Genomic DNA, 22,300 nt, shown 5'->3' on the forward strand with positions numbered 1-22,300 from the left:
CTCAATCCCTCAGGATCTGGGCGACGTCGTCGCTGAGTTCGATCCCCACCGGATCGCCGGCCGCAAAGCCGCAGGGGCCGCTGCGGGCGTTCTGCTGGCGGACCATGAAGTTCGTGCCGTCCGCAAGGCGCACGTGGAAGTGCGTGTCCGTACCGAGATAGACGACGTCGTGGACCGCGCCCGACAACGGGGGGGCGGGCGAGGGGCGGGCGGACGGGGAGACGGCGCGGGCGTGCTCCGGCCGGATGACGATCGTCACCCTGCCTTCCGGGCGGATGTCTGCGGGGAAGGTGGCAAGGATCTCGGCGCCGGAGGCGAGCCGCACCCGCGCCCGCTCGCCTTCGATCGCGACGACGTCGACGTCGAGGAAATTGGTGTCGCCGATGAAGTCGGCGACGAAGCGCTCGGCCGGGCGGTCGTAGATCTCCCAGGGCTCGCCGACCTGGCGCACCTTGCCCTGGCTCATCACCGCGATGCGGTCGGACATCGTCAGCGCCTCTTCCTGGTCGTGGGTGACGAAGACGAAGGTGATGCCGGTCTCGGCCTGCAGCCGCTTCAGTTCGATCTGCATCGATTTCCGGAGCTTCAGGTCGAGCGCGGAGAGCGGCTCGTCGAGCAGCAGCACCTTCGGCCGCGGTGCGAGCGCGCGGGCCAGCGCCACGCGCTGCTGTTGGCCGCCGGAAAGCTGGGTGACGGGATTGCCGCCGCGACCGTCGAGATGCACGAGCTTGAGCATCTCCGCCACGGTGGCGGCGATCTCCGCCTTCGGCTTGCCCAGCATCTTTAGGCCGAAGCCGATGTTCTCGGCGACCGTCAGATGCGGAAACAGCGCGTAGTTCTGGAAGACGGTGTTGACCGGCCGCTGGTTGGGCAGAAGGCTCGCGATCTCGGTGCCGTCGAGCCGGATGCTGCCCTCGGTCGGCATCTCGAAGCCGGCGATCATCCGCAGCAGCGTGGTCTTGCCGCAGCCGGAAGGGCCGAGCAGGGTGAAGAACTCGTTCGGGCGGATCTCCAGCGACACGTCATCGACGGCCTGGAAGTTCCCGAACCACTTCTTGATGCCATGCATTCCGATGGCGCCGCCATGGGCGGCCGTCGCTCGGGATTGCTCCATAAGTTCCCCATGTCTCGTCCGGAACTCGGTTTCCTCTTCCGAGATCCGGGGGTTGGGCGGCCGCTTCTGCGGCTCTTCTTCAGCTTTGTGATAGGCTTTTTGTAATTATGATCACAACAAATCACAGTTCGATGAAAACTGTAAAGGGCAAATTCTACGCATGTGTAATTGTCGAGCAGGGCGGCGCGATTGGCAAGGGGCCGCCATCTCCGCTTCATCCGGTCGAGCGATAAAAAGAGACCGCCCGGGGCGGAGCCGGGCGGTCAGACGGATCGCGCGATCCGCGGACCCGGAGGAGGGGAGGTCTCCGGAGCCGGTAGCGGGAGGGCCGCGCTACACGCCGATGGGGCGATGAAGAAAGAATAACGCCCGGCGCGCGGCGGCGACACTATACACTGGTATTACCAGAGCCATCTGGGGCGCGAAGAACCCCGCGCCGAGGAAGAAGCCGCGGACCTGGATCGGTCCACGGCTTCCTTGTGCGTTCGTGCGCCGGGTTCCTGTCCCGGCGTGGATCGTCAGGCCGCGGCGGTGACGTACTTGGTCACCAGGTAGGCTTCGATCGCGGCCGAGCCGCCCTCGTCGCCGTATCCGGAATCCTTGATGCCGCCGAAGGGGACTTCGGGCAGCGCCAGGCCCAGGTGGTTGATCGTCGTCATGCCCGATTCCACCCGCGTTCCGATCGCGTGCACGGCGGCCTGCGAGGCGGCGAAGGCGTAGGAGGCCAGGCCGAAGGGGAGACGGTTCGATTCCGTGATCGCCTCTTCGAGGCCGGCGACCGGGTTGATGATGGCGACCGGACCGAAGGGCTCCTCGTTCATGATGCGCGCCGATACCGGCACGTTGGTCAGCACCGTCGGCTCGAAGAAGTTGCCGCTGTTGCCGATCCGGCGGCCGCCGGTCTCGAGCTTGCCGCCGTGCTCGACGGCATCGGCGATCAGTTCCTCCAGCGCCGGGATGCGGCGCTCGTTGGCGAGCGGGCCCATGGTGGAGGATGCATCGAGGCCATTGCCGACCTTCACGCCCCTGGTTGCCGCGACGAAGCCGTCGACGAAACGGCCGAAGGCGGGCTTCTCGACGAGGAAGCGCGTCGGCGAGACGCAGACCTGGCCGGCGTTGCGGAACTTGGAGAAGGCCATCACCTTGGCGGCCTTGTCGATGTCGGCATCCGCCATGATGATCGCCGGTGCGTGGCCGCCGAGTTCCATCGTCGCCCGCTTCATGTGCTTGCCGGCGAGGGCCGCCAGATGCTTGCCGACCGGGGTCGAGCCGGTGAAGGTGACCTTGCGGATGACCGGGTGGGGGATAAGGTATTCCGAGATCTCCGCCGGGACGCCGTAGACGAGGCCGATGACGCCGGCCGGAACGCCGGCGTCGGCGAAGGCGCGGATCAGTTCGGCGGGCGAAGCCGGGGTCTCCTCCGGCGCCTTGATGATGATCGAGCAGCCGGCGGCAAGGGCAGCGGAGAGCTTGCGCACGACCTGGTTGATCGGGAAGTTCCACGGCGTGAAGGCCGCGACCGGGCCGACCGGCAGCTTGATGGTCTGCTGCGAGACGTTCGGCGCCCGCGACGGGATGACCTGGCCGTAGGTGCGGCGCGCCTCCTCGGCAAACCAGTCGATGAGGTCGGCCGCGGCGGCCACCTCGCCGGTGGCTTCGGCGAGCGGCTTGCCCTGCTCGCGGGTCATGATCCAGCCGATCCTGTCCTTGCGCTCGCGCAGGATGTCGGCGGCCTTGCGCATGATGCGGGCGCGCTCATAGGCCGAGGTGGTGCTCCAGGTCGCAAAGCCCGTCTGCGTCGCGGCAAGGGCTGCGTCGAGATCGGCAATGCCGGCCTTGGAGACCTGGCCGATCACCTCGCCGGTGGCCGGGTCGGTGACGGCGATCGTCTCACCGCCTGCCGCCGGCGTCCATTCGCCGTTCAGGAAGAGTTGCGTGTGCGGATAGGAATAGTCTGCCATGTGTGAGCTCCCGTTCCCGGCCGGTCCGCAGGGCTGCGGCCAGCCGGTGTCGATGTCATTTGCGGTGCCGCCCGGGGCGGGGCCGCATCCGTTCGCCGCAGTCGCGGCGGGGCTTGCGAGCCGTAACGTGCCGGGCGCGGCCGTGTCAAACCACGGCCGGCGAAGTCGAGGGAATGTGATAGCGCGTCGGCGAGCGATCCAGCCGTGCAAATCGCGCAGGCCTGGTGCGACCGTCGCCGTTGCCGGGCGTCAGGTCGCAGCCGTGCCGCTGGCGTCGGCGGAGCCCTTGAGCACGGCTTCGGCCTCGGCGTTGCCTGACCGGCCGGTCCGCTTCGGCGTGGTCAGCGGGGTCGGGGTCGGCCGGTTGCCCTGGAAATACTGCTTGCCGCCGTACAATCCCTCGACCTGCTGGATCGCGAGCCGCTGCTCGTCGCGGCGGCGGACCTCCTCCATGATCTCTTCGGCTTCCAGTTCCGGCACGCCGAGTTTTGTCAGGGCGTAGCAGCCGAAGACGAGCGCGGATTCCAGCGTCTCGCGAAGCTGGTAGTCGACACCGGCCGCGATCAGGGACAGCGCGGCGCCGCGGTCGTAGGCGCGGGCGAACACCTGCACCAGCGGGAACTCCGCCTTGGCCAGTTCGACGATGTGCAGCGCCACGTCGGCCTTGTCGACGCAGACGATGATCGCGCCTACGTTCTCGGCGCCGGCGGCATGGAGGATGTCCAGCCGGGTGCCGTCGCCGTAGTAGACCTTGAAGCCGAATTCGGCCGCGGCCTGGATCATTTCCACGTCGTTGTCGATGATCGAGACCTCCAGCCCGCGTGCGAGCAGCGGCTGGCTGACGATCTGGCCGAAGCGGCCGAAGCCGACGATGAGGACGTTGCCGGTCAACCCGTCGGGCGCGTCGATGCCATCGAGCGAGGTGGCGGCAGCAGCCGGCGTCAGCCGGTTGGTGGCCATGGTCACGGCGATGGTGACGAGGGGCGTCAGCACCATCGAGATGATGACGGTCGAGGTGAAGATGGCGTTGGTCTGCCCGTCGATGACGCCGAAGGTGGTTGCCGCGGCGTAGAGCACGAAGGCGAACTCCCCGCCCTGGGCCATCAGCGCCGCCCGCTCGATCGCCTCCTCGTGGTCCGACCTGAGCAGCCGGGCGACGGCGTAGATGCCGATGCCCTTCAGCAGCATGAAGGCCACGACGGCAAAGGAGATCAGCGGAAAGTTGGCTATGACCATGTCGACGTCCAGCGCCATGCCGACGCCGAGGAAGAACAGGCCGAGCAGGATGCCGCGAAAGGGTTCGATGTCGGCTTCAAGCTGATGGCGGAACGTGCTCTCCGACAGCATGACCCCGGCGAGGAACGCGCCCATCGCCATCGACAGCCCGCCGAGTTGCATGGCGAGCGCGGCGCCGAGCACGACGAGGAGGGCGGCGGCCGTCATCACCTCGCGCGCGCCCGCCTGCGCCAGCACCTTGAACAGCGGGTTCAGCAGATAGCGCCCGATCAGGATCAGCGCCGCCAGCGCGCCGAGGGCGATGGCCACGTGCATCAGGTCCGAGGACAGGTCGGAGGTCTCCGCGCCCGGTGCCATGAAGGCGACGGCGGCAAGGAGGGGAACGATCGCCAGGTCCTCCAGAAGCAGGATCGATACGATCCTCTGTCCCTTCGGCGTCGAGAGCTCGCCGCGGTCGTTCAGGATCTGGAAGACGATCGCGGTCGAGGTCAGTACGAAGCCCATGCCGAAGACGAAGGCGACCGACGGCGAATAGCCGAGCGCCATGCCGGCGAAGGTCAGAAGCGCGCTGCAGAGGACGACCTGCAGCAGGCCGAGGCCCATGATCTCGCTGCGCAGGCCCCAGAGGCGTGACGGCCGCATCTCCAGCCCGATGACGAAGAGGAACATGACGACGCCCAGTTCGGCGACGTGGATGATGCTCTGCGCGTCGGTGAAGAGGCCGAGGCCGAAGGGGCCGATGACGAGGCCGGCGGCGAGGTAGCCGAGGACGGAATCGAGCCCGAACCGCTTGAACAGCGGCACCGCGATGACGCCGGCTGCGAGAAGGGTCACGACCGGAATGAGATCGACACCGTGCGATGCTGTTTCGGCGGCCATCGTTCGTCAGTCTCCCGCTTCGTCGGCTGGGGCCTTGGCTTTTGTCAAGAATTGCCCGTAAGGCCCGGTAAAGCAACCACGCAGGATGCGCAAGCCTCCCGTCTCGCGGGACGATGGCGCCCGGGTCCCGGAACAAGCGCGCGTGACGCCGTCAGGGGCGGCACCGGCCGCCGCCGGGTAAAGTCAGCCGTCGTGCTGTTCGACCTTCTCCAGCCATTCCACCGACTTGCCGTCAAGGGATTCGGTGATCACGACGTGGCGCATGCGGGAGCCGTCGGTGGCGCCATGCCAGTGCTTCACGCCGGCCGGGATCCAGATGATGTCGCCTTCGCTGACCTCCTGGACCGGCTGTCCCCATTGCTGGACCAGGCCGGTGCCGGACGAAATGATCAGGACCTGGCCGAGCGGATGGACATGCCATGCGGTGCGCGCGCCGGGCTCGTAGGTCACGACGCCGCCGGCGACGCGCGAGGGATCCTCGGCATCGAAGAGCGCTTCCTTGCGAACGATGCCGGTGTAGTAGTCGGGGATGCCGATCTCGGGCGGCTGGGAGCCGCTGCGGGTGATCTTCACCAGCGCGTCCTCGGAGGCATCCTGGGGCACGTTCTGGGCGGAGCAGACCGAGGTCAGCAGAAGAAGAAAGATGCCTGTCGCATAAAACGGTTTCATGTCGATCCCTTCCGTCGGCTCTTGTTCACGCTCGCGTGGCGCGCCATTCGCCTCTCCTTGCCCCCTCCTGAAAAAGTGATGGTGGCATATCGGCCGGAAGTCCAGTCCGTCGGGGATCCGTGATCCCCAGGAAGCGGAGAATGGCGTTCATATATTCGTGATCGGGTGGCCGTCGCCACCGCGATCACAGGTCGGCGGCCTCCAGTGCCGCGTCCTTGCGGCGCTCGCTCACCCGTTCCGGGGTGTGCCGTCCGGCGGAGCGGAGCGCGACGAAGAAGACGGGCGTCAGGAACAGGCCGAAGAAGGTGACACCCAGCATGCCGGAGAAGACGGCGGTGCCGAGCGACTGGCGCATTTCGGCGCCGGGGCCGGTCGCGATCATCAGCGGCACCACGCCGAAGATGAAGGCGAAGGCCGTCATCAGGATCGGCCGCAGGCGCAGGCGCGTCGCCTCGACGGCGGCCTCGACCGCGGTCTTGCCTTCGCGCTGGGCCTGGCGGGCGAACTCGACGATCAGGATCGCGTTCTTCGCTGCCAGCCCGATCAGCACGATCAGGCCGATCTGGGTCAGGATGTTGTTGTCCATCCCGCGCAGATGCACGCCGATCAGTGCGGCGAGGACGGCGAGCGGCACGATCAGGATGATCGCCAGCGGCAACACCCAGCTCTCATACTGCGCGGCGAGCGCGAGGAAGACGAAGACCACCGACAGGGCGAAGATGAACAAGGCCGTGTTGCCGGTCGCCCGTTCCTGGAAGGCGAGCTCCGTCCATTCGAAGGAGGTGCCGGCCGGCAGCATCTCGCGGGCCAGCGCCTCCATCTTGTCGAGTGCTGTGCCGGTCGAGACGCGGGGCGCCGGATTGCCCTGCAGCGGCACGGAGACATACATGTTGTAGCGCTGGACGAGCGTCGGGCCGCTGGAGTCGCGGATGTCAACCAGCGTCCCGAGCGGCACGAGCGCGCCGGTGGCGGAGCGGACCTTCAGCGCCAGGATGTCGGCCCGGTCTAGGCGATACTGCTGGTCGGCCTGGGCGCGCACCTGGTAGACGCGGCCGAAGGCGTTGAAGTCGTTGACGTAGGAGGTGCCGAGGTTGATCGACAGCGTCTCGAAGATGTTGGGGATCGGCACGTTCAGGGCGCGCGCCTTGTCGCGGTCGATCTCCAGGTAGAATTGCGGGCTGGAGGCGGAGAAGGTGGTGAAGACGCCGGTCAGCCCCTCGGTCTGGTTGGCGGCCCCCATCATCTGGTAGGCGAGGCCCAGCACGCGATTCATGTCGGCGCTTTCCAGGTCGAGCAGTTGCATCTTGAAGCCGCCGGAGTTGCCGACACCGCGGATCGAGGGCGGCGGCACGGCGATGATGAAGGCCTCCTGGATGCTCTGCAGGCTGCCGAACAACTGCCCGATGATCTGGTCGGCGTTGTGACCGTGCTCCAGCCGCTCCTCGAAGCTTGCGAAGCTCGCGAAGATCACGCCGGCATTGGACGCATTGGTGAAGGTGGCGCCCGAGAAGCCGGAGAAGGCGACCGCATTCTTCACGCCCGGCGTGTTGCGGATGATCTCGGAGGCGCGCAGCACCACCTCGTCGGTGCGGGCGAGCGAGGCGCCGTCGGGCAGCTGCACGACGACGATCGCATAGCCCTGGTCCATGGTCGGGATGAAGCCGCGCGGCACGACCTCGCCCATGTGCCAGGTGGCGTAGAGCAGGCCGGCGAAGACGAGCAGGCTGGCTCCGATCGCCGTCCAGGTCGAGACGAGATGGCGCACGATCCAGGAATAGCCTTCGCTCAGCCGGTCGAAACCGTAGTTGAAGCCGTCCGAGAGCTTGCGGACGGTGCGGGTCAGGGGATTGCTGCTGTGCTTTTCCTGCGAGTGGGGCCTGAGCAGGATGCCGGCCAGCGCCGGCGACAGGGTCAGTGAATTCAACGCCGAGATCGCGGTCGCCACTGCGATCGTTACGGCGAACTGCTGGTAGAACTGGCCGGAGATGCCGGGGATGAAGGCGGTCGGCACGAAGACGGCGATCAGCACCAGCGAGATCGCGATGACGGCCGCGCCGACCTCGTCCATCGTCACGTGCGCCGCCTCCTTCGGCGTCATGCCGAGCGCGAGGTTGCGCTCGACGTTCTCCACCACCACGATGGCGTCGTCCACGACGATGCCGATCGCCAGCACGAGGCCGAACAGGGTCAGCATGTTCAGCGAGAAGCCGAAGGCCAGCAGGAAGGCGAAGGTGCCGATCAGCGAGACGGGGATGGCGATGATCGGGATCAGTGCCGTGCGCCAGGACTGGAGGAAGACGAGCACGACGATCGCCACCAGCAAGGCCGCCTCGATGATGGTCTTGTAGACCTCGTTGATCGATTCGGAGATGAATTCGGTCGGATTGTAGACGATGCGGTATTCGAGGCCCGGCGGCAGCAGCGGCGAGACCTCGTCCATCACGCCCTGGATGTCGGTTGCGGCATCCAGCGCGTTGGTGCCGGGCCGGGAAAAGATGCCGATCGCGACCGCGGGCTTGCCGTCGAGATAGCTGTTGGAGACGTAGTCCCTGGCGCCGAGCTCGATGCGGGCGACGTCCTGCAACTGCACCAGTCGACCCGCCTCGGTCGACTTGACGATGACGTAGCGGAACTGGCGGGGATCGGAGAAGCGCCCTTCCGTCGTCACCGTATACTGGAAGGCGTTGTCGCCGGAGGTCGGCGGGCCGCCGATCGAGCCGCCGGAGACCTGCACGTTCTGGTCGCGGAGCGCCTGCACGACGTCGCTCGCGGTCATGCCGTAGGCACTGAGCTTTTCGGGGTCGAGCCAGATGCGCAGCGCATATTCGCGCTCGCCGAACAGGGTGACGTCGCCGACGCCGTCCAGCCGCACCAGCCGGTCGCGGATGCGGGTCTTGGCGAAATTGGAGATGTAGAGCTGGTCGTAGCGGTCGTTCGGCGACAGGAGGTGCACGACCATCATCAGGTCGGGCGAACTCTTGACCGTGGTGATGCCGATGCGGCGGACCTCTTCGGGCAGCCGCGGCTCTGCGATGGCGACGCGGTTCTGGACGAGCACCTGGGCCTGGTCCAGGTCGGTGCCGAGCTTGAAGGTGATGGTCAGTGCCATGGAGCCGTCGGCGGTGGAATAGGAGGACATGTAGAGCATGTTCTCGACGCCGTTGATCTCCTGCTCGATCGGCGTCGCCACCGTGTCGGCAACCGTCTGGGCGTCGGCGCCGGGATAGCTGGTGCGCACCACGATGGTCGGCGGCGCGATCTCGGGATACTGCGCCACGGGCAGCTGGAAATAGGCGATGCAGCCAACGATCAGGAGCACGATGGAAAGGACCGAAGCGAAGATCGGTCGGTCGACGAAGAAATGGGCAAACCTCACTGCATCTGCTCCGCGCTGATCGTTTCGGGAACGGTCTCCGCGCGCTCGGCCGGCAGCTGCACCGTCTCGGCTGCGACCTTGATGCCCGGGCGGATGCGCATCAGCCCGTTGACAACGATCGTCTCGTTGCCGTCCAGCCCGTCGCGGATCACCCGGTAGCCGTAGATGCGCGGACCGGTCCGCACCGGCTTGGTGCTGACCGAGCCGTCTTCGGCGACGACATAGACGACGCGCTCGTTCTGGTCGGAGCCGATCGCCTCGTCGGGCACGAGGATCGCCTGGTAGGGCAGAGAGCCGCCGATCTGGATGCGGCCGAACAGACCGGGCTGCAGCACGTAGTCGGGGTTGGGCAGGCGGGCGCGGATGCGCATGGTGCCGGTCTGGTCGTCGACCCGGTTCTCGGCGAAGTTCAGGGTTCCGTCGAAGGTGGAGTGCTGGAAGTCGCCGATCGTCACCTTCACCGGCAGGCCGCTGCCGCCCTCCTGCAATTGCGTGCCGCTGGCGCGGGCGGTGTCGGCATAGGAGAGCAGCCGCCGCTCGTCCACGTCGAAGTAGAAGTCGATCGGGTCGAGGCTGACGATCGTGGTCAGCACGGTCTGGTCGGCCTGAACCAGGCTGCCAGTGGACAGCAGCCGCCGGTCGACGCGGCCGGCGATCGGCGCGGTGATGCTGGTATATTCCAGGTCGAGCCTGGCACGCTCGACGGAGGCCTCGGCGCCGCGCACGTTGGCCTCGGCGGAGGCGAGTTCGCGGCGGCGGTCGTCGAGCGTCTGGATCGCCTGGCTGCCGCTCTTGACCAGCGCGTCGGCGCGCTTGAACTGGGCATCGGCGAAGGTCAGCGTCGAGCGGGCGACCTCCAGCGTCGCCTCCGCCTCGTTGAGCGCGGTCCGGAAGGGCCGCTGGTCGATGACGAACAGGAGGTCGCCCTGCTTGACGATCGAGCCGTCCTTGAAATGGATCTCCTGGAGATAGCCGCCGACGCGGGAGCGCACGGAGACCTCGTCCACCGCCTGGAAGCGGCCGATGAACTCGTCGTTGTCGATGACCTCGCGGACGATCGGCTTCGCCGCGGTGACGCTCGGCGGAGCGTTCTGGGCAAGCGCTGTCGAGGGGAGGACCGCGGAGGCGAGAAAGGCGGACATTGCGACGAAGAGACTGGCAGGCACGAGGATCCTGGTCATGAGCTTTGCCTTCGGCTTCGAATAGATTCGATCGAAACGGAACCGGTCTCCGGCTAGGAAATAGCAGGCGCATCCGGCATTCAGAAAAAGTACTGTCTCAGAAATTCGCAGGCGTATTGCACAATCGGCCTGCCCGCGTGCGGCGGGCAGGAAGGCCATGTTCCGGTCGGCCGGCGTCCCCGGGGGCGGTCTGCGGTCCCCTGCCGTCTGCACGGGATACGGCCGCATGCCTCGAGCCTCCGGCATCGCAGGGTGGCTGCCCTACAGGTAGGGGTGATCGTTGCGGATCGTCAATACCGGCGCGGCTTTTCCGGCAAACTTTCGCAGGGCGCAGCCCCGGTATTCGCCCGGCGGTCCGATGTCAGGGCGCTCGAAAAACCGTTTCTTTCCAGTTGGTTGGATGAAAGACGGTTGCGGCTTCCGGTGAGGGGGCGAGGCAGGGCAATTCGTCGCTGCCGGATTGCCCCGCCAGTCCCGCCTCAGAGGATGAAATCGCCCTTGGTCAGGCCGATGATGCCGGTCAGTTCGATCTGGAAGTCGGCCTGCTGGTCGCGGTCGGTGTCGCCGTAGACGATGGTGCGGTCGTTCTTCGTGCCCTTTTCGTCGAAGATGCGGAAGATCACTTCGCCGGCCTTGCCGGTGAAGTCGTTCTTGCCGCGCCAGACGAAGTCCTGGTTGCCGGAGCGCGTGCTGTCGGCGTCGATCTTCGACAGGTCGAGCTTGTCCTGCGCGTGGACGAAGTCGGTGATGATGTCGCGCTTGTCGCTGCCCGAGAGCGGGTTGTAACCGCCGTTATTGACAAGGCCGGACTGGCCGGGGGCGGAATCCTTGGCCGAGGTGAAGACGAAGGTATCGTGGCCGGAGCCGCCGGTCATGATGTCGACGCCGGAGCCCCCGGTCAGCCGGTCATTGCCGGAGCCGCCCGAGAGGATGTCGTTGCCGCCCCGGCCCTCGAGCACATCGTTGCCGCCCTTGCCATTGAGCACGTCGCTGGCGGAGGTGCCGGTCAGCTTGTCCTTGCCGGAGGTTCCCGTCTTCGTCTCCGCCACGTCGGTCACGGCGACCTTGAAGGTCTGCCAGTCCTCGTGCTTCGTGCCGATCGAGGGATCGTCGAGGCGCACGGTGACGTTCAGCGAGGGGTTGGTCTCGTAGTCGAGCTTGGCCCCCTTCTTCAGCCACAGCGCGCCGTTCTTGATCTCGAACAGCTTCGCGTCGCTGCCGGCGAGCGACAGCTTGTTGTTGCCGCCGTCGGGGTCGGAGATCTCCAGCGTCGCCACCTTGCGCGCCGAAGCGGTCGAGGCGTCCTCGGCGATCTTCCGCAAGGTCTGCGTGGCGACGAGCTCCGGTGCGTCGTTGACCGGGGTGACGGCGAGGCTGAAGGTGCTTGCGACCGGTGTCGAGCCGTCCTCGTTGCCGTCCTCGACGGAGACCTTGAAGGACGCCCTGGTCGATTCGGCGCCGGAGTGGACGAAGGTGACCTTGCCGGCGGCCAATTCGGCACCGGTGAAGCTGGTCGCGGCCTTGCCGTTCACCTGGATCTTGCCGTTCGAGGCGGCGGAGACGGTGAAGCGGACGCCGGCGGCGCTGTCGTCGGGGTCGGAGAAGTTGAGGTCGGCGGTGGTGATCCTGTAGCTGCCGCCTTCCTTCACCGTCGCCTTCAGGTCGCCGGTAAGCGTCGGCGCGTCGTTGACCGGGGTGACGGCGAGGTTGAAGGTGCCGGCGACCGGGGTCGAACCGTCCTCGTTGCCGTCCTCGACGGAGACCTTGAAGGAGGCCCTGGTCGTTTCTGAGCCAGAGTGGACGAAGGTGACCTTGCCGGCGGCGAGCTCGGCGCCGGTGAAGCCGGTCGCGGCCTTGCCGTTCACCTGGACCGTGCCGTTCGAGGCGGCAGAGACGGTGAAGCGGACGCCGGCGGCGTTGTCATCGGGATCGGAGAAGTTGAGGTCGGCGGTGGTGATCGTGTAGCTGCCGCCTTCCTTCACCGTGGCCTTCAGGTCGCCGGTGAGCGTCGGCGCGTCGTTGACCGGGGTGACGGTGAGGTTGAAGGTGCCGGCGACCGGGGTCGAGCCGTCCTCGTTGCCGTCTTCGACGGAGACCTTGAAGGAGGCCTTGGTCGATTCTGAGCCGGAGTGAACGAAGGTGACCTTGCCGGCGGCCAATTCGGCGCCGGTGAAGCTGGTCGCGGCCTTGCCGTTCACCTGCACCGTGCCGTTCGAGGCGGCGGAGACGGTGAAGCGGATGCCCGCGGCGGCGTCGTCGGGGTCGGAGAAATTGAGGTCGGCGGTGGTGATCGTGTAGCTGCCGCCCTCCGCCACTGTCGCCTCGAGGTCGCCGGTGAGCGTCGGCGGGACATTCGGGGGCGGGCCGGCGTCGACGGCGTAGTTGGCCGAGACCGCCGTGCCGGACCCGGCATTGCCGGCGACGTCGACAACGCCGGTCATGTCGAGCGTGATGACGTTGGTGAGGTCCGTGACCCCGGGATTGGCGGTGAGCGTCGCCGTCCAGGTGATGCCGCCATCGGAGGTTGCCAGTCCCGACAGCATACCGTTCGGAACGGTGAAATCGGCGGTCGTCAGACCGGTGACGGCCTCGCTGAAGGTGATCGTGACGGTGGTGGTCTCGAGCGGTGCCAGCACCGCATCGGGGAAGGTGATGGCGGCCGTGGGACGGATGGTGTCGACCAGAACGCCGTTGGTGGCGCCGACCGAATTCAACGTCGGGACGATGCCGTTGCCGGCCGCGTCCTGCAGTGTCCCGCCGTTCTGATCGAGCGGGCCGACAAGAGCGATGCCGTCTGCGTCCCGCAGGCCTTCGGTCAGCGTCAGCCTGAACACCAGCGCCGACGTGCCGCTGCCGGAGAGATAGGACGCATAGACCGTGTCCGTGCCGATGGTCACGGCGAGCCGCGGCGTGCCGCCCGAGGTGTCGACGACAACGGCCTCGGAGAGGTTGACGGTGAAATCGAGGTTCTGGCCGGCCACATAGATGCCGTTGGCCGGGGTGGTCACGCTCGCCACCGTCGGTGCGAGGCCGTCGACGCCGATAGCCTTGTTGGCGCCGAGGGAATCGGCCGTTCCCGGTGCAGGCAGGGTGAGGATGGCATGTGTGCCGTCAGCATTGCTGACCGTGCCGCCGTTCAGGGTGAGAGCGGTGGTCGAGACATAGTCGAGGTCGGCCGACGTATCGCCTGCCTGAACGGTATAGGCGAACGTCAGCGTATTTGAGCCGGTGCCGGACACATAGTCGACGGCACGATCCACAAGGCCGGTCTCCAGCAGCAACTGCGGCGTGCCGGTGACGTTGACGGCCTGGTCGAAGGAAACGATGATCGTGATCGTATCGCCGATCTTGTAGGTGCCGTTGGCAGCCGTCGACGAAACGTCGGCGACGACGGGGGCAGGCGCGCCGATGTCGATCATGATCGTGTCGGTATCGATCCGAGCTCCGCCCGAGCCGGCGTTGCCAAGGTCGTCGGTTTCGATGCTGATCGAGGCCGCCCCCGTGTAACCGGCCAAAGGGACAAAGGTCAGGCCGTTCAGGGCCGCGTTGATATTGGCAAGCGTGCCTGTGAAGGTCATGACGCTGTCGGCTGCGCCGTCACCCGCCTCAAACGATAGCCCGCTCGTTCCGCTCAGCGACAGCGTGCCTTGCGTCGCCACGAGCGTGACCTTGACCGGGTTGCCGCCCGCGTCGACGTCGGCCACGGAAATCCTGTTGCCATTGCCGGTGCTGAAGACGAGCGGCTCGTTCCCTCCGATGCTGACGGCACCAGGCACCGTGTTGATGGGCGCATCGTTGACGGCCTCGACCACGATGGTGGTGATCGCCGTCGCGGTCAGGGCGCCGCCTCCGGAATGGCCGTTGTCATTGATCATGACAGCGAGAGGGACGCCGCTGGTTGCGTTTGGCGCCGTCGTGAACGTGACCGCACCGAGCGAGACGAAGGCGTTGATGTCGACGATCGTGCCCGTCAGCATCAGGGCGCCCGTGCCGGCGCCCGTAACGGCCACACCGCCGCCACTGGCGGCTGAAAGGGTACCGGAGGGGACCGACAACGTCACGGTCACGGCGCCGCTGCCCGCATCGGCATCCGAGAATGCAAAGCCGGTGAGGGCAGTCGCAACATCTTCCTGCGCGGTGATTACGACGGGCGCGACGATCGACGGCGCGTCGTTGACGCTGATAATGCTGACGCTCACGTCGGCAGCAGTGCTGACGCCGCCATCGCCGTCATCGACAGTGACACGCACGGTGCGGATTGCCATCGACGGGTTGCCGACGCTGCTGTTGGCATAGGTCAGATTGCACAGGAGCGCCTGGACCTCAACAGCTGTGGCGAATGCATTCAGCGTCACGACCAGATCGTTCGTCCCGGTGCCGCCCGCAAACGTGCCGATTTCCGTGCCGCCATAGCTTATGACGTTGCCGTCGAGACCGATCTGGCCCGCGCCGTTGCCCTCGTGTCGGATGGACAGCACGTCCTCCGCCGATACGCCGTTGGCGACGATAGAGACCGTGACCGTACCACCGGAAAAGTCGGCCGAGTCGGTGTCAGCGAGCGTGGCGTTGCCTCCTGCATCGATAACGACGGGGGCACCGGCCTCCGTGTAGGTGACGGCATCGCCGTTGAGATTGCCGATGACAGGCGGCGCATTGGAGGCGCTGACGACGATATCGTCGATGGAGAATGCGACGTCGGCCGTACCGTCGCGCTGGATGATGCGAAACTCGTCGATGGATTTCCAGGCAGCACCCGTCGTCGTGATCGTCGCCGTCGTGGAGTCGATCACGATATCCTGGGAGGCGACCACCATGCCGTCGCGATAGCCGACGATCCTGGCATTCGGAGCCATTCCGTACCCCTGGACAGCGAAGGACTGCAGCCAGAATTCCTCGCCGGTGACCGCCGAAAAGCGCGCCGCCGCGGCCACTCCGTAATAACCGTTGACCATGAGGGCATTGTCGCCGCCCCCATTGGTCAGATCGGTATCGGCAACATTTCCGGTAACGTCGAGATAGCTCGATTGCGAGGTGTCGTTCGGATCGGAAAAGGCGGGATTGCCAGAGGCATCGAGGATCTCGATCTTCCAGCCGTTGATCGTACGCTCGCTTCCGCCCAGGTTGCGCGTATTGTCGCTATCGCCGTCTGCGACGAGCGGGACTGCGTCGAATGTTTCCGTAACGGGCGCAACCATCGTCGCCATGCTCCTTATGATATTTGCTGCCGATAACCCGGATTCTACCGTGACCGGCGATCACATCCGCCATTTCAGCCCGATGCGGATCGTGTCGAAGCTGACGTCGTTGTCGAAGCGCGGATTGGCGTCGGCCGGAAAGGTCGCAGGTCCCGTCGCGGTCACCGTGCCGAAGTCGTAGTGCAGGTATTCGAGGCCGACCGACCAATCCGGCTTGAAGCGCCATTCGACGCCGCCGCCGGCGACCCAGCCGCTCTCCGTGCCGCCGCCTGTCACGTCCATCCGGGTCGCGCCGGTGCGGTCGTAGGCGCGCACGTCGACATCGGCGAGCGCATAGCCGCCGGTGACGTAGAAGAGCAGGTCGGAGGCGGCGATGCCGGCGCGCAGGCGGGCGCTCGCGGCCCAGTCGACATCGAAGCCGGTATGGGTGTCGGCGCTGATCGCCGAAGTGCCGGTGTCGCCGAGGTTCATCAGCGAGAAATCGGCGACACCGCCGAGCACGAAGGCCGTTCCGCCGAGATCGAACTGGTAGTCGCAGCCCGCCTCGAGGCCGCCGGAGAGGCCGCCGTCGTCCATGCCGATCGTCTCGTAGGGCGCGCCGGCGCTGTTCCAGGAAATGCCGCTGCCGCCGAAGGGACCGTCACGGAAGGGCGCGTCGGTCGCATCCACGTCGGCACGGGTGTAGCCGGCATTGGCGCCGACATAACAGCCGGTCCAGGAGCGGGCGGCGGACGAGGTTCCGGCATCGGCGGCCTGGGCGACGGTCGCTTCGAGCAGGGCTGCCACGATCGAACCGGCTGCAAATATGCTCAGCTTGGACACCTGGATACTCCGGATGAAGGCCTGTGAAAGGGCACGTGAAATGGCGAAGAGAAACGGCGGAAAAAGGTGGCAGCGTGCCGTCGATTCTGCTTTTGCGGGTTTTTTCCTTATCATCGGTTGTGGCGACGGGTAAACTCCAAGGTTCAATTTCCTGGAAATTTGCCGTTCGCGCTCGGGTCGCGCCAAACCTCCCCATCGGCCGCCAGAAATTCATACATAGCTCCATTTTGATACTTGACTCTAAAATTCATGATAACTAATGGTTGCTTCGGCTCGCCCGGTTGCCGGTCTCAGGACTGCAGCCCGACGGCCGACGGGGTGCGAACCGCTGTCGCGGAACGCCACAGGGCATGGATGCGGGACCGCCGAAGGGGCGAGCCGGCAATCAGAATTTTTTCATCGCTGGACAACTGACCGACGCGCCTTGGCGGGTCGGGCGGCGGAGCTTTGCCGTCGCTGATACGGGGCATAAATTGTTGCGTGAAATCAAATATGTGAGGCCCTTCGCCTTCTGTCGTCAGGTTGTCCCTCGTGCAGGGCGGCACCGGCAACAGTCACATTATGACTGGTCATCAAGCTAACTCCTTCAACGCCAGGGCGTGCCTTCCGTGCGCCTCTGAAAGGGATTATCGACATGGCTAATATTACGATCACCGTGGACTCTGCGAGCGGCGTCAACGTCAATTCCATTCTCGACAATTTCAACGGGGGGTTTAGCCCCAACCCGATCACCGGAACCGGCAATGCCGGCGTGTTCGTGCCCAACGCCGGAACGCCTGCGACCAACGACTATGTCGAATACGGGATCCAGCCGCCGAGCGGGACGAACAACGCGCTCGTGGCGCAGGGCGACTTCACCTATGCGACCGGCACCCTCAGCGGCACGCTCGACAGCCTGAGCATCGGCACCGATCTCCTGAACGGCGGTACTTCGGTCGCCTCTCCCTCGGCATCCTTCTCCGGCACCGACCTGAGCCTGGCCTCGTCGGCACTCAGCATCACCGGCCTCGGCCTTTCCGGCTCGGGCGCCGGCAACGCGCTGAACACGACCTTCTTCGGTCTGCTGCAGGGCAACGAGGCGGCGTTCGAGGACTATCTGTTCAACAACGCCTCCAACAGCATCACCTTCAACGGCGGCGCCGGCGCGGATTCGATCACCGGCAGCATCAATGCCGACACGCTGAACGGCAACGGCGGGGCGGACACGCTGGACGGCGGCGCGGGTGACGACACGATTACCGGCGGTGCGGGTGCCGATACGCTCACGGGCGGTGCGGGCGCGGATACGTTCGTGTTTGCGAATGTCGGCCACAGCAGCGTCAGCGCCTTCGACACCGTCACCGAATTCGTGGCCGGTGAGGACAGGCTCAACGTCAGCGCCCTTAACCTCGGCGGCGGCTATTCCGCCTCGGGCGCCGCGGCCGACAGCCTCTGGTACGACAGCAGCGCCGGGAAGTTCTTCGCCGACGTTGTCGGCAATGACGGGGTCGCCGAATTCGCGGTGGCGGTCGGCACGCTGAGCGGAACGCCGAGCGCCAGCGACTTCATCTTCGTCTAATCGCATAGGGACGGACGCGGCCGAGGCCGCGTCCGTCCGTCTTTTCGCAACTGCCAGGTTTGGCTGCGCGCCGATTGAAACGGACACGGGCGCGTATTTTGGGGATCAGGACATGCAGTACACGTTCGAAGGCTTCACCATCGAGATCGATGACACCATCTTCAAGCAACAGGTCACGTCGGGTGATGTCCTTGCGACCGTGATGTTCACGCCGGATCAGACGCTCGCCGAGTATTATCCGCTGGATGTTACCTACCTCGGTGAGGTGGCGGCATTTGCGGGCGATCTCGACTACGAATTTATCTACTCCGAGGATTTCATCTCGATAGTCGGTCTGCAGTTTTGGGCGCGCCAGGATATCGATTTCGGCGACGTGGACCAGTTCCAGATCGCTTTCCGAATCGAATACAGTGTCGACGGCGGCCCTTCGCAATCCACCGGACAGGCTACCATTGACGTCTCCGTCACCGAGACGGGTGAGTTCGAATATCTCTCCAACACGACCGTGTCGGAATCGGCCCGCTCCGGCTTCGCGTTCGCCACGCTCGCAGCGACCGACGCTGACGGCAATGAGCTGACCTATACGCTGCCCTCCGGCGAGGGCGACAACAGCATGTTCATGCTGAAGACCAACGCCGACGGCTCGATCGGCGTCGTCATCCGTTCGCCGCTCGACTTCGAGGGTGCGAACGCGGTCGACGGCGTCTACGACCTCGTCCTCGACGTCGACAACGGCAGCGGTCCCGTCCGCCAGATCATCGCCATCCAGTCGACCGACGATCCCTTCACGGTCAGTTCGGCGCCCACGGGCAAGACCTACATGAGCGTGGTCGAGAACGTCGAGGTGGGCACCGAGGTCGGCTACGTCAAGGAACTCCTGAACGACCTCAGCTTCGTGCCTGCGAGCGCGGTCCTGACTGACGACGCCGGCGGGCTGTTCTCACTGACCGAGCGCGTCGTCGATGGCATCACCCGCTACTACCTGACGGTCAACGGCGCCCTGGACTACGAGGCCGACGCCCTGCATTCGGTCACCATCGAGGCAACGGACGCCGGCGGCGTCGTGCACGAGAAGACCTTCGAGGTGCATGTGGTAGACGCGGCGGAAGCCGGCGACACCGCACGCGGCACCATCACGATCGACGCCAATACGGCACTTGCCGGCGCAAACGGCGGCTTCAACTGGAACACCTATCTCGACAGCGTCTATTCCAAGGTGACCGACAGCCTGCCCGATGGCGTCACCTTCGCCCCGAACGTCTCATCCGAATACACCTACACGTTCTCCGACGGCAGCAAGGTCTGGCTGACCGGCTCGGATCTCGCCTACTACTGGGCGGACACCAACAGCGCCGAGAATAGCGGCGAGGACGTGCATGTCGTCGGCGGCAAGGTCCAGGGCCTTGCCTTCGGCAACGGCACCGGCACCGAGGTCTCGATCACCGGCCTCGACCTCTCCAACGATTCGAGCCTGATGAACCGCCTCTACGGCGAGGCCAACGTTGTCGCTGCCACCTTCATGCACGGCCCGAATTCCAGCACGCCGGCCGAGATCGAGCACGTCAAGGCGCTGCTTTCCGCCTATGCGCAGAACTTCATCGGCTCCTCCGGCAACGACACCTATGCCGGCACGGTCTTTGCCGACACCATCGGCGGCAATGCCGGCGACGACGTGCTCGCCGGCGGTGGCGGCAACGACACGATCGACGGCGGCGCGGGCACCGATACCGCGATCTACAGCGGCAACCATGACGACTACACGATCGTCAAGAACAGCAACGGCACCGTGACGATCACCGACAACCGCACCGGCGAGGTGACGGATGGCGTCGATACGCTCAAGGGCATCGAGAAGCTGCAGTTCCTCGACGGCCTGATCGATGCACCCAACATGGACCCGACCGAGCTGAAGCTCACCTCCCATATCATTCCGGGCGTGGCGAACATCGCGGTCGCCGAGAACTCGGCAGCCGGCACCATCGTCGGCAACCTCTCGGCGACGGACCCGGAAGGCGGCGCGCTGACCTATTCGCTGACGGACGACGCCGACGGCCTGTTCATCATCGACGGCAACGTGCTGAAGCTCGCCAGGCCGCTTGGCGACTACGAGACGGCCTCGCAGAGGAGCTACGAGGTGACGGTCGCCGCCACCGACGATGCCGGCAACGTCATCTCCAAGACCTTCACGATCCAGCATGCCGACGCCTATGACGCGCCGGAAGGCACGCTGACGATCGACGCGTCCGGATCGACGGGCGGCGTGGATTTCGCGACCTTCATCAGCCAGTACTTCGCCGGCCTGACCAATGGCGCCTTCACCTTCTACGGCGGTGAATCCACCAACCAGTACAGGGACGTCGAGCAGATCGCCTTCAAGTACAAGGAAGGCGGCGTCGACGCGGCCGACCGTGTCGTCCTCGGCGGTACCGATCTCGCCTACGACATGCTCGGCCATGGCATGTCCTACGGGCACGGCATCTCCGGTTCGCTGGACAGCCTGACCTTCGGCCAATGGGCCGGCGGCACGACCGGCACGCCGGGCACCGGCGATGCCGGCCTCATCAAGGGGCTGGCCGAGCAGTTGAAGATCACCGGCCTCGACCTCGATGCCGCACCCGGCACCGGCCACGTGGCCCAGATCAACCTGCTCTACGCGCTCTACAGCGCCGTGCAGACCGGTAACGCGGCCAATATCTATTCGGCGCTGTCGAACTACGCCCAGAATTTCATCGGCTCCAAGGGCAACGACACCTTCACCGGTTCGGCCTACAACGACACGATCAAGGGCGGCGGGGGCAACGACAAGCTCACCGGCGGCGCGGGCGACGACACGATCGACGGCGGTGCGGGCATCGACACCGCGGTCTTCAGCGGCAACATGGCGAACTACACGATCGCCCAGAACGCCAACGGAAGCTGGACCATCACCGACAACCGCAGCGGCTCCAACGACGGCGTCGACACGGTGAAGAACATCGAGAAGGCGCAGTTCGCCGATCAGACGACGGAGCTCGTGACGGAACCGCCGCAGGGCACGATCACCATCGACGCCTCCGGCTCCGGCGGGATGGACCTCGAGACCTTCCTGCGCGGCGGCTTCCTGGAGGTATCGGGCGCCGGCGGCATGCCGACCTTCGACAATGTGGTCGGTCAGTTCGACGGCGAGGAAATGTTCCTGTCCTATGGCGAAGGCGCAGCGTCGAAGTACATCCTTGCCCATGGCGACCTCGGCTACAAGTTCGCCACCCACACCGTGGCCGGCGAGATCAACACGATCGAATACGGCACCCGCGGTTCGGGCAACTTCGACGGCAACGGCTACTTCACCGGCGGCAACGCGCTTCTGAGGATCACCGGCCTGACCTTCGAGAACCCCACCCCCGGCAATCCCGCCGAGGAGGCCGAGATCGAGCTGAACGGCGCGGTCCACAACTTCTCCGTCGCCCACATGTACGGCGAGACCGCGCCGCAGTCGCGCCTCGACCTCTACGCCAACCAGCTGGACGAATACGCCCAGCACTTCATCGGCTCGACCGGCAACGACATCTATGTCGGAACGCGCTTCGACGACACGATCGAGAGCAAGGGCGGCAACGACCTGTTCGACGGCGGCGCCGGCTCGGATACGGTCGTCTTCACCGGCTCGCGGACCGGCTATACGATCAGTGAGAACAGCAACGGCACGGTCTCGATCAAGAACACCGCCAGCGGTGCGACGACGGTGGTGAACGACGTCGAGTACGCCCGCTTCAACGGCAAGCTCGTCGACCTGGAGACCGGCGAGGAGACCGGGACGGGCGACGCGCCGACCAACATCGCGCTGTCGGCTTCGTCGGTGAAGGAGAGTGCGGCCGTCGGCGCGACGGTGGCCACGCTTTCGGCCACCGATGCCGACAGCACCGCGTTCACCTACAGCCTGGTGAATGACGCCGATGGCGCGTTCAAGATTTCGGGCAACAAGCTGGTCGTCGGCAAGAGCCTCGACTACGAAAGCGCCAAGAACCACGCGATCCGCCTCAAGGTCACGGACGAGGCCGGCAACAGCTTCGAGAAGGCCTTCACCATCGGCGTGCAGGACGTGAACGAGGCGCCGACCGCGCTTTCGCTGTCCAAGTCGTCGGTGGCGGAGAACGCCAAGGTCGGCACGGTCGTCGGCACATTGTCGGCAAAGGACCCGGAAGGCGGCGCGGTCTCCTACAGCCTGTCGTCCAACCCCGGCGGCATCTTCAAGGTCGTCGGCAACCAGCTGCAGCTGGCCAAGGCCGTGGACTACGAGACGGCCAGGAGCCACGCGGTCACCGTCGTCGCC

Annotated in this window: 10 protein-coding genes; 2 read left to right on the plus strand and 8 right to left on the minus strand. The window is 65.8% G+C overall.

Features of this window, described 5'->3' with window-relative positions:
- Nucleotide 1 precedes the first annotated feature (1 nt).
- The 8 genes from LQK81_RS25360 to LQK81_RS25395 all read right to left on the minus strand — a co-directional run bounded on the left by LQK81_RS25360 (nt 2) and on the right by LQK81_RS25395 (nt 16,433).
- Nucleotides 2-1,114: an ABC transporter ATP-binding protein gene (locus LQK81_RS25360; RefSeq protein WP_442967187.1), complete on the minus strand. Its 1,113-nt coding sequence runs from the start codon at nt 1,112-1,114 to the stop codon at nt 2-4.
- Between the two features lie 518 nt (nt 1,115-1,632).
- Nucleotides 1,633-3,075 (minus strand): NAD-dependent succinate-semialdehyde dehydrogenase, encoded by a 1,443-nt coding sequence (locus tag LQK81_RS25365; RefSeq protein ID WP_230809200.1) that lies wholly within the window; start codon nt 3,073-3,075, stop codon nt 1,633-1,635.
- Nucleotides 3,076-3,324: 249 nt separating this feature from the next.
- Nucleotides 3,325-5,190: a monovalent cation:proton antiporter-2 (CPA2) family protein gene (locus LQK81_RS25370; RefSeq protein ID WP_230809201.1), complete on the minus strand. Its 1,866-nt coding sequence runs from the start codon at nt 5,188-5,190 to the stop codon at nt 3,325-3,327.
- A gap of 183 nt (nt 5,191-5,373) precedes the next feature.
- Nucleotides 5,374-5,859 carry a (R)-mandelonitrile lyase gene (locus LQK81_RS25375; protein WP_230809202.1) on the minus strand — a complete coding sequence of 162 codons (486 nt, stop codon included), beginning with the start codon at nt 5,857-5,859 and terminating at the stop codon, nt 5,374-5,376.
- Nucleotides 5,860-6,043: 184 nt separating this feature from the next.
- Nucleotides 6,044-9,235, minus strand: a complete 3,192-nt coding sequence (locus LQK81_RS25380; RefSeq protein WP_230809203.1) for an efflux RND transporter permease subunit — start codon at nt 9,233-9,235, stop codon at nt 6,044-6,046.
- The gene (locus LQK81_RS25385; RefSeq protein ID WP_230809209.1) at nt 9,232-10,377 is read right to left on the minus strand and encodes an efflux RND transporter periplasmic adaptor subunit; all 1,146 of its coding nucleotides are present in this window, start codon (nt 10,375-10,377) and stop codon (nt 9,232-9,234) included. Before LQK81_RS25385 ends, LQK81_RS25380 begins: the two co-directional genes overlap by 4 nt.
- 518 nt (nt 10,378-10,895) lie before the next feature.
- Nucleotides 10,896-15,611: a cadherin-like domain-containing protein gene (locus LQK81_RS25390; RefSeq protein ID WP_230809204.1), complete on the minus strand. Its 4,716-nt coding sequence runs from the start codon at nt 15,609-15,611 to the stop codon at nt 10,896-10,898.
- 60 nt (nt 15,612-15,671) lie between these two features.
- Nucleotides 15,672-16,433, minus strand: a complete 762-nt coding sequence (locus LQK81_RS25395) for an outer membrane protein (protein ID WP_230809205.1) — start codon at nt 16,431-16,433, stop codon at nt 15,672-15,674.
- 634 nt (nt 16,434-17,067) lie between these two features.
- Between LQK81_RS25395 and LQK81_RS25400 the strand changes: the two genes are divergently transcribed.
- The gene (locus LQK81_RS25400) at nt 17,068-17,991 is read left to right on the plus strand and encodes a calcium-binding protein (protein WP_230809206.1); all 924 of its coding nucleotides are present in this window, start codon (nt 17,068-17,070) and stop codon (nt 17,989-17,991) included.
- Nucleotides 17,992-18,103: 112 nt separating this feature from the next.
- Nucleotides 18,104-22,300, plus strand: a 4,197-nt coding sequence (locus LQK81_RS26405) for a cadherin domain-containing protein (RefSeq protein WP_330166579.1), incomplete at its 3' end; no start/stop codon positions are given.

This window comes from Rhizobium sp. GN54 (genome assembly GCF_021026345.1).
Taxonomy (GTDB): domain Bacteria; phylum Pseudomonadota; class Alphaproteobacteria; order Rhizobiales; family Rhizobiaceae; genus Mycoplana.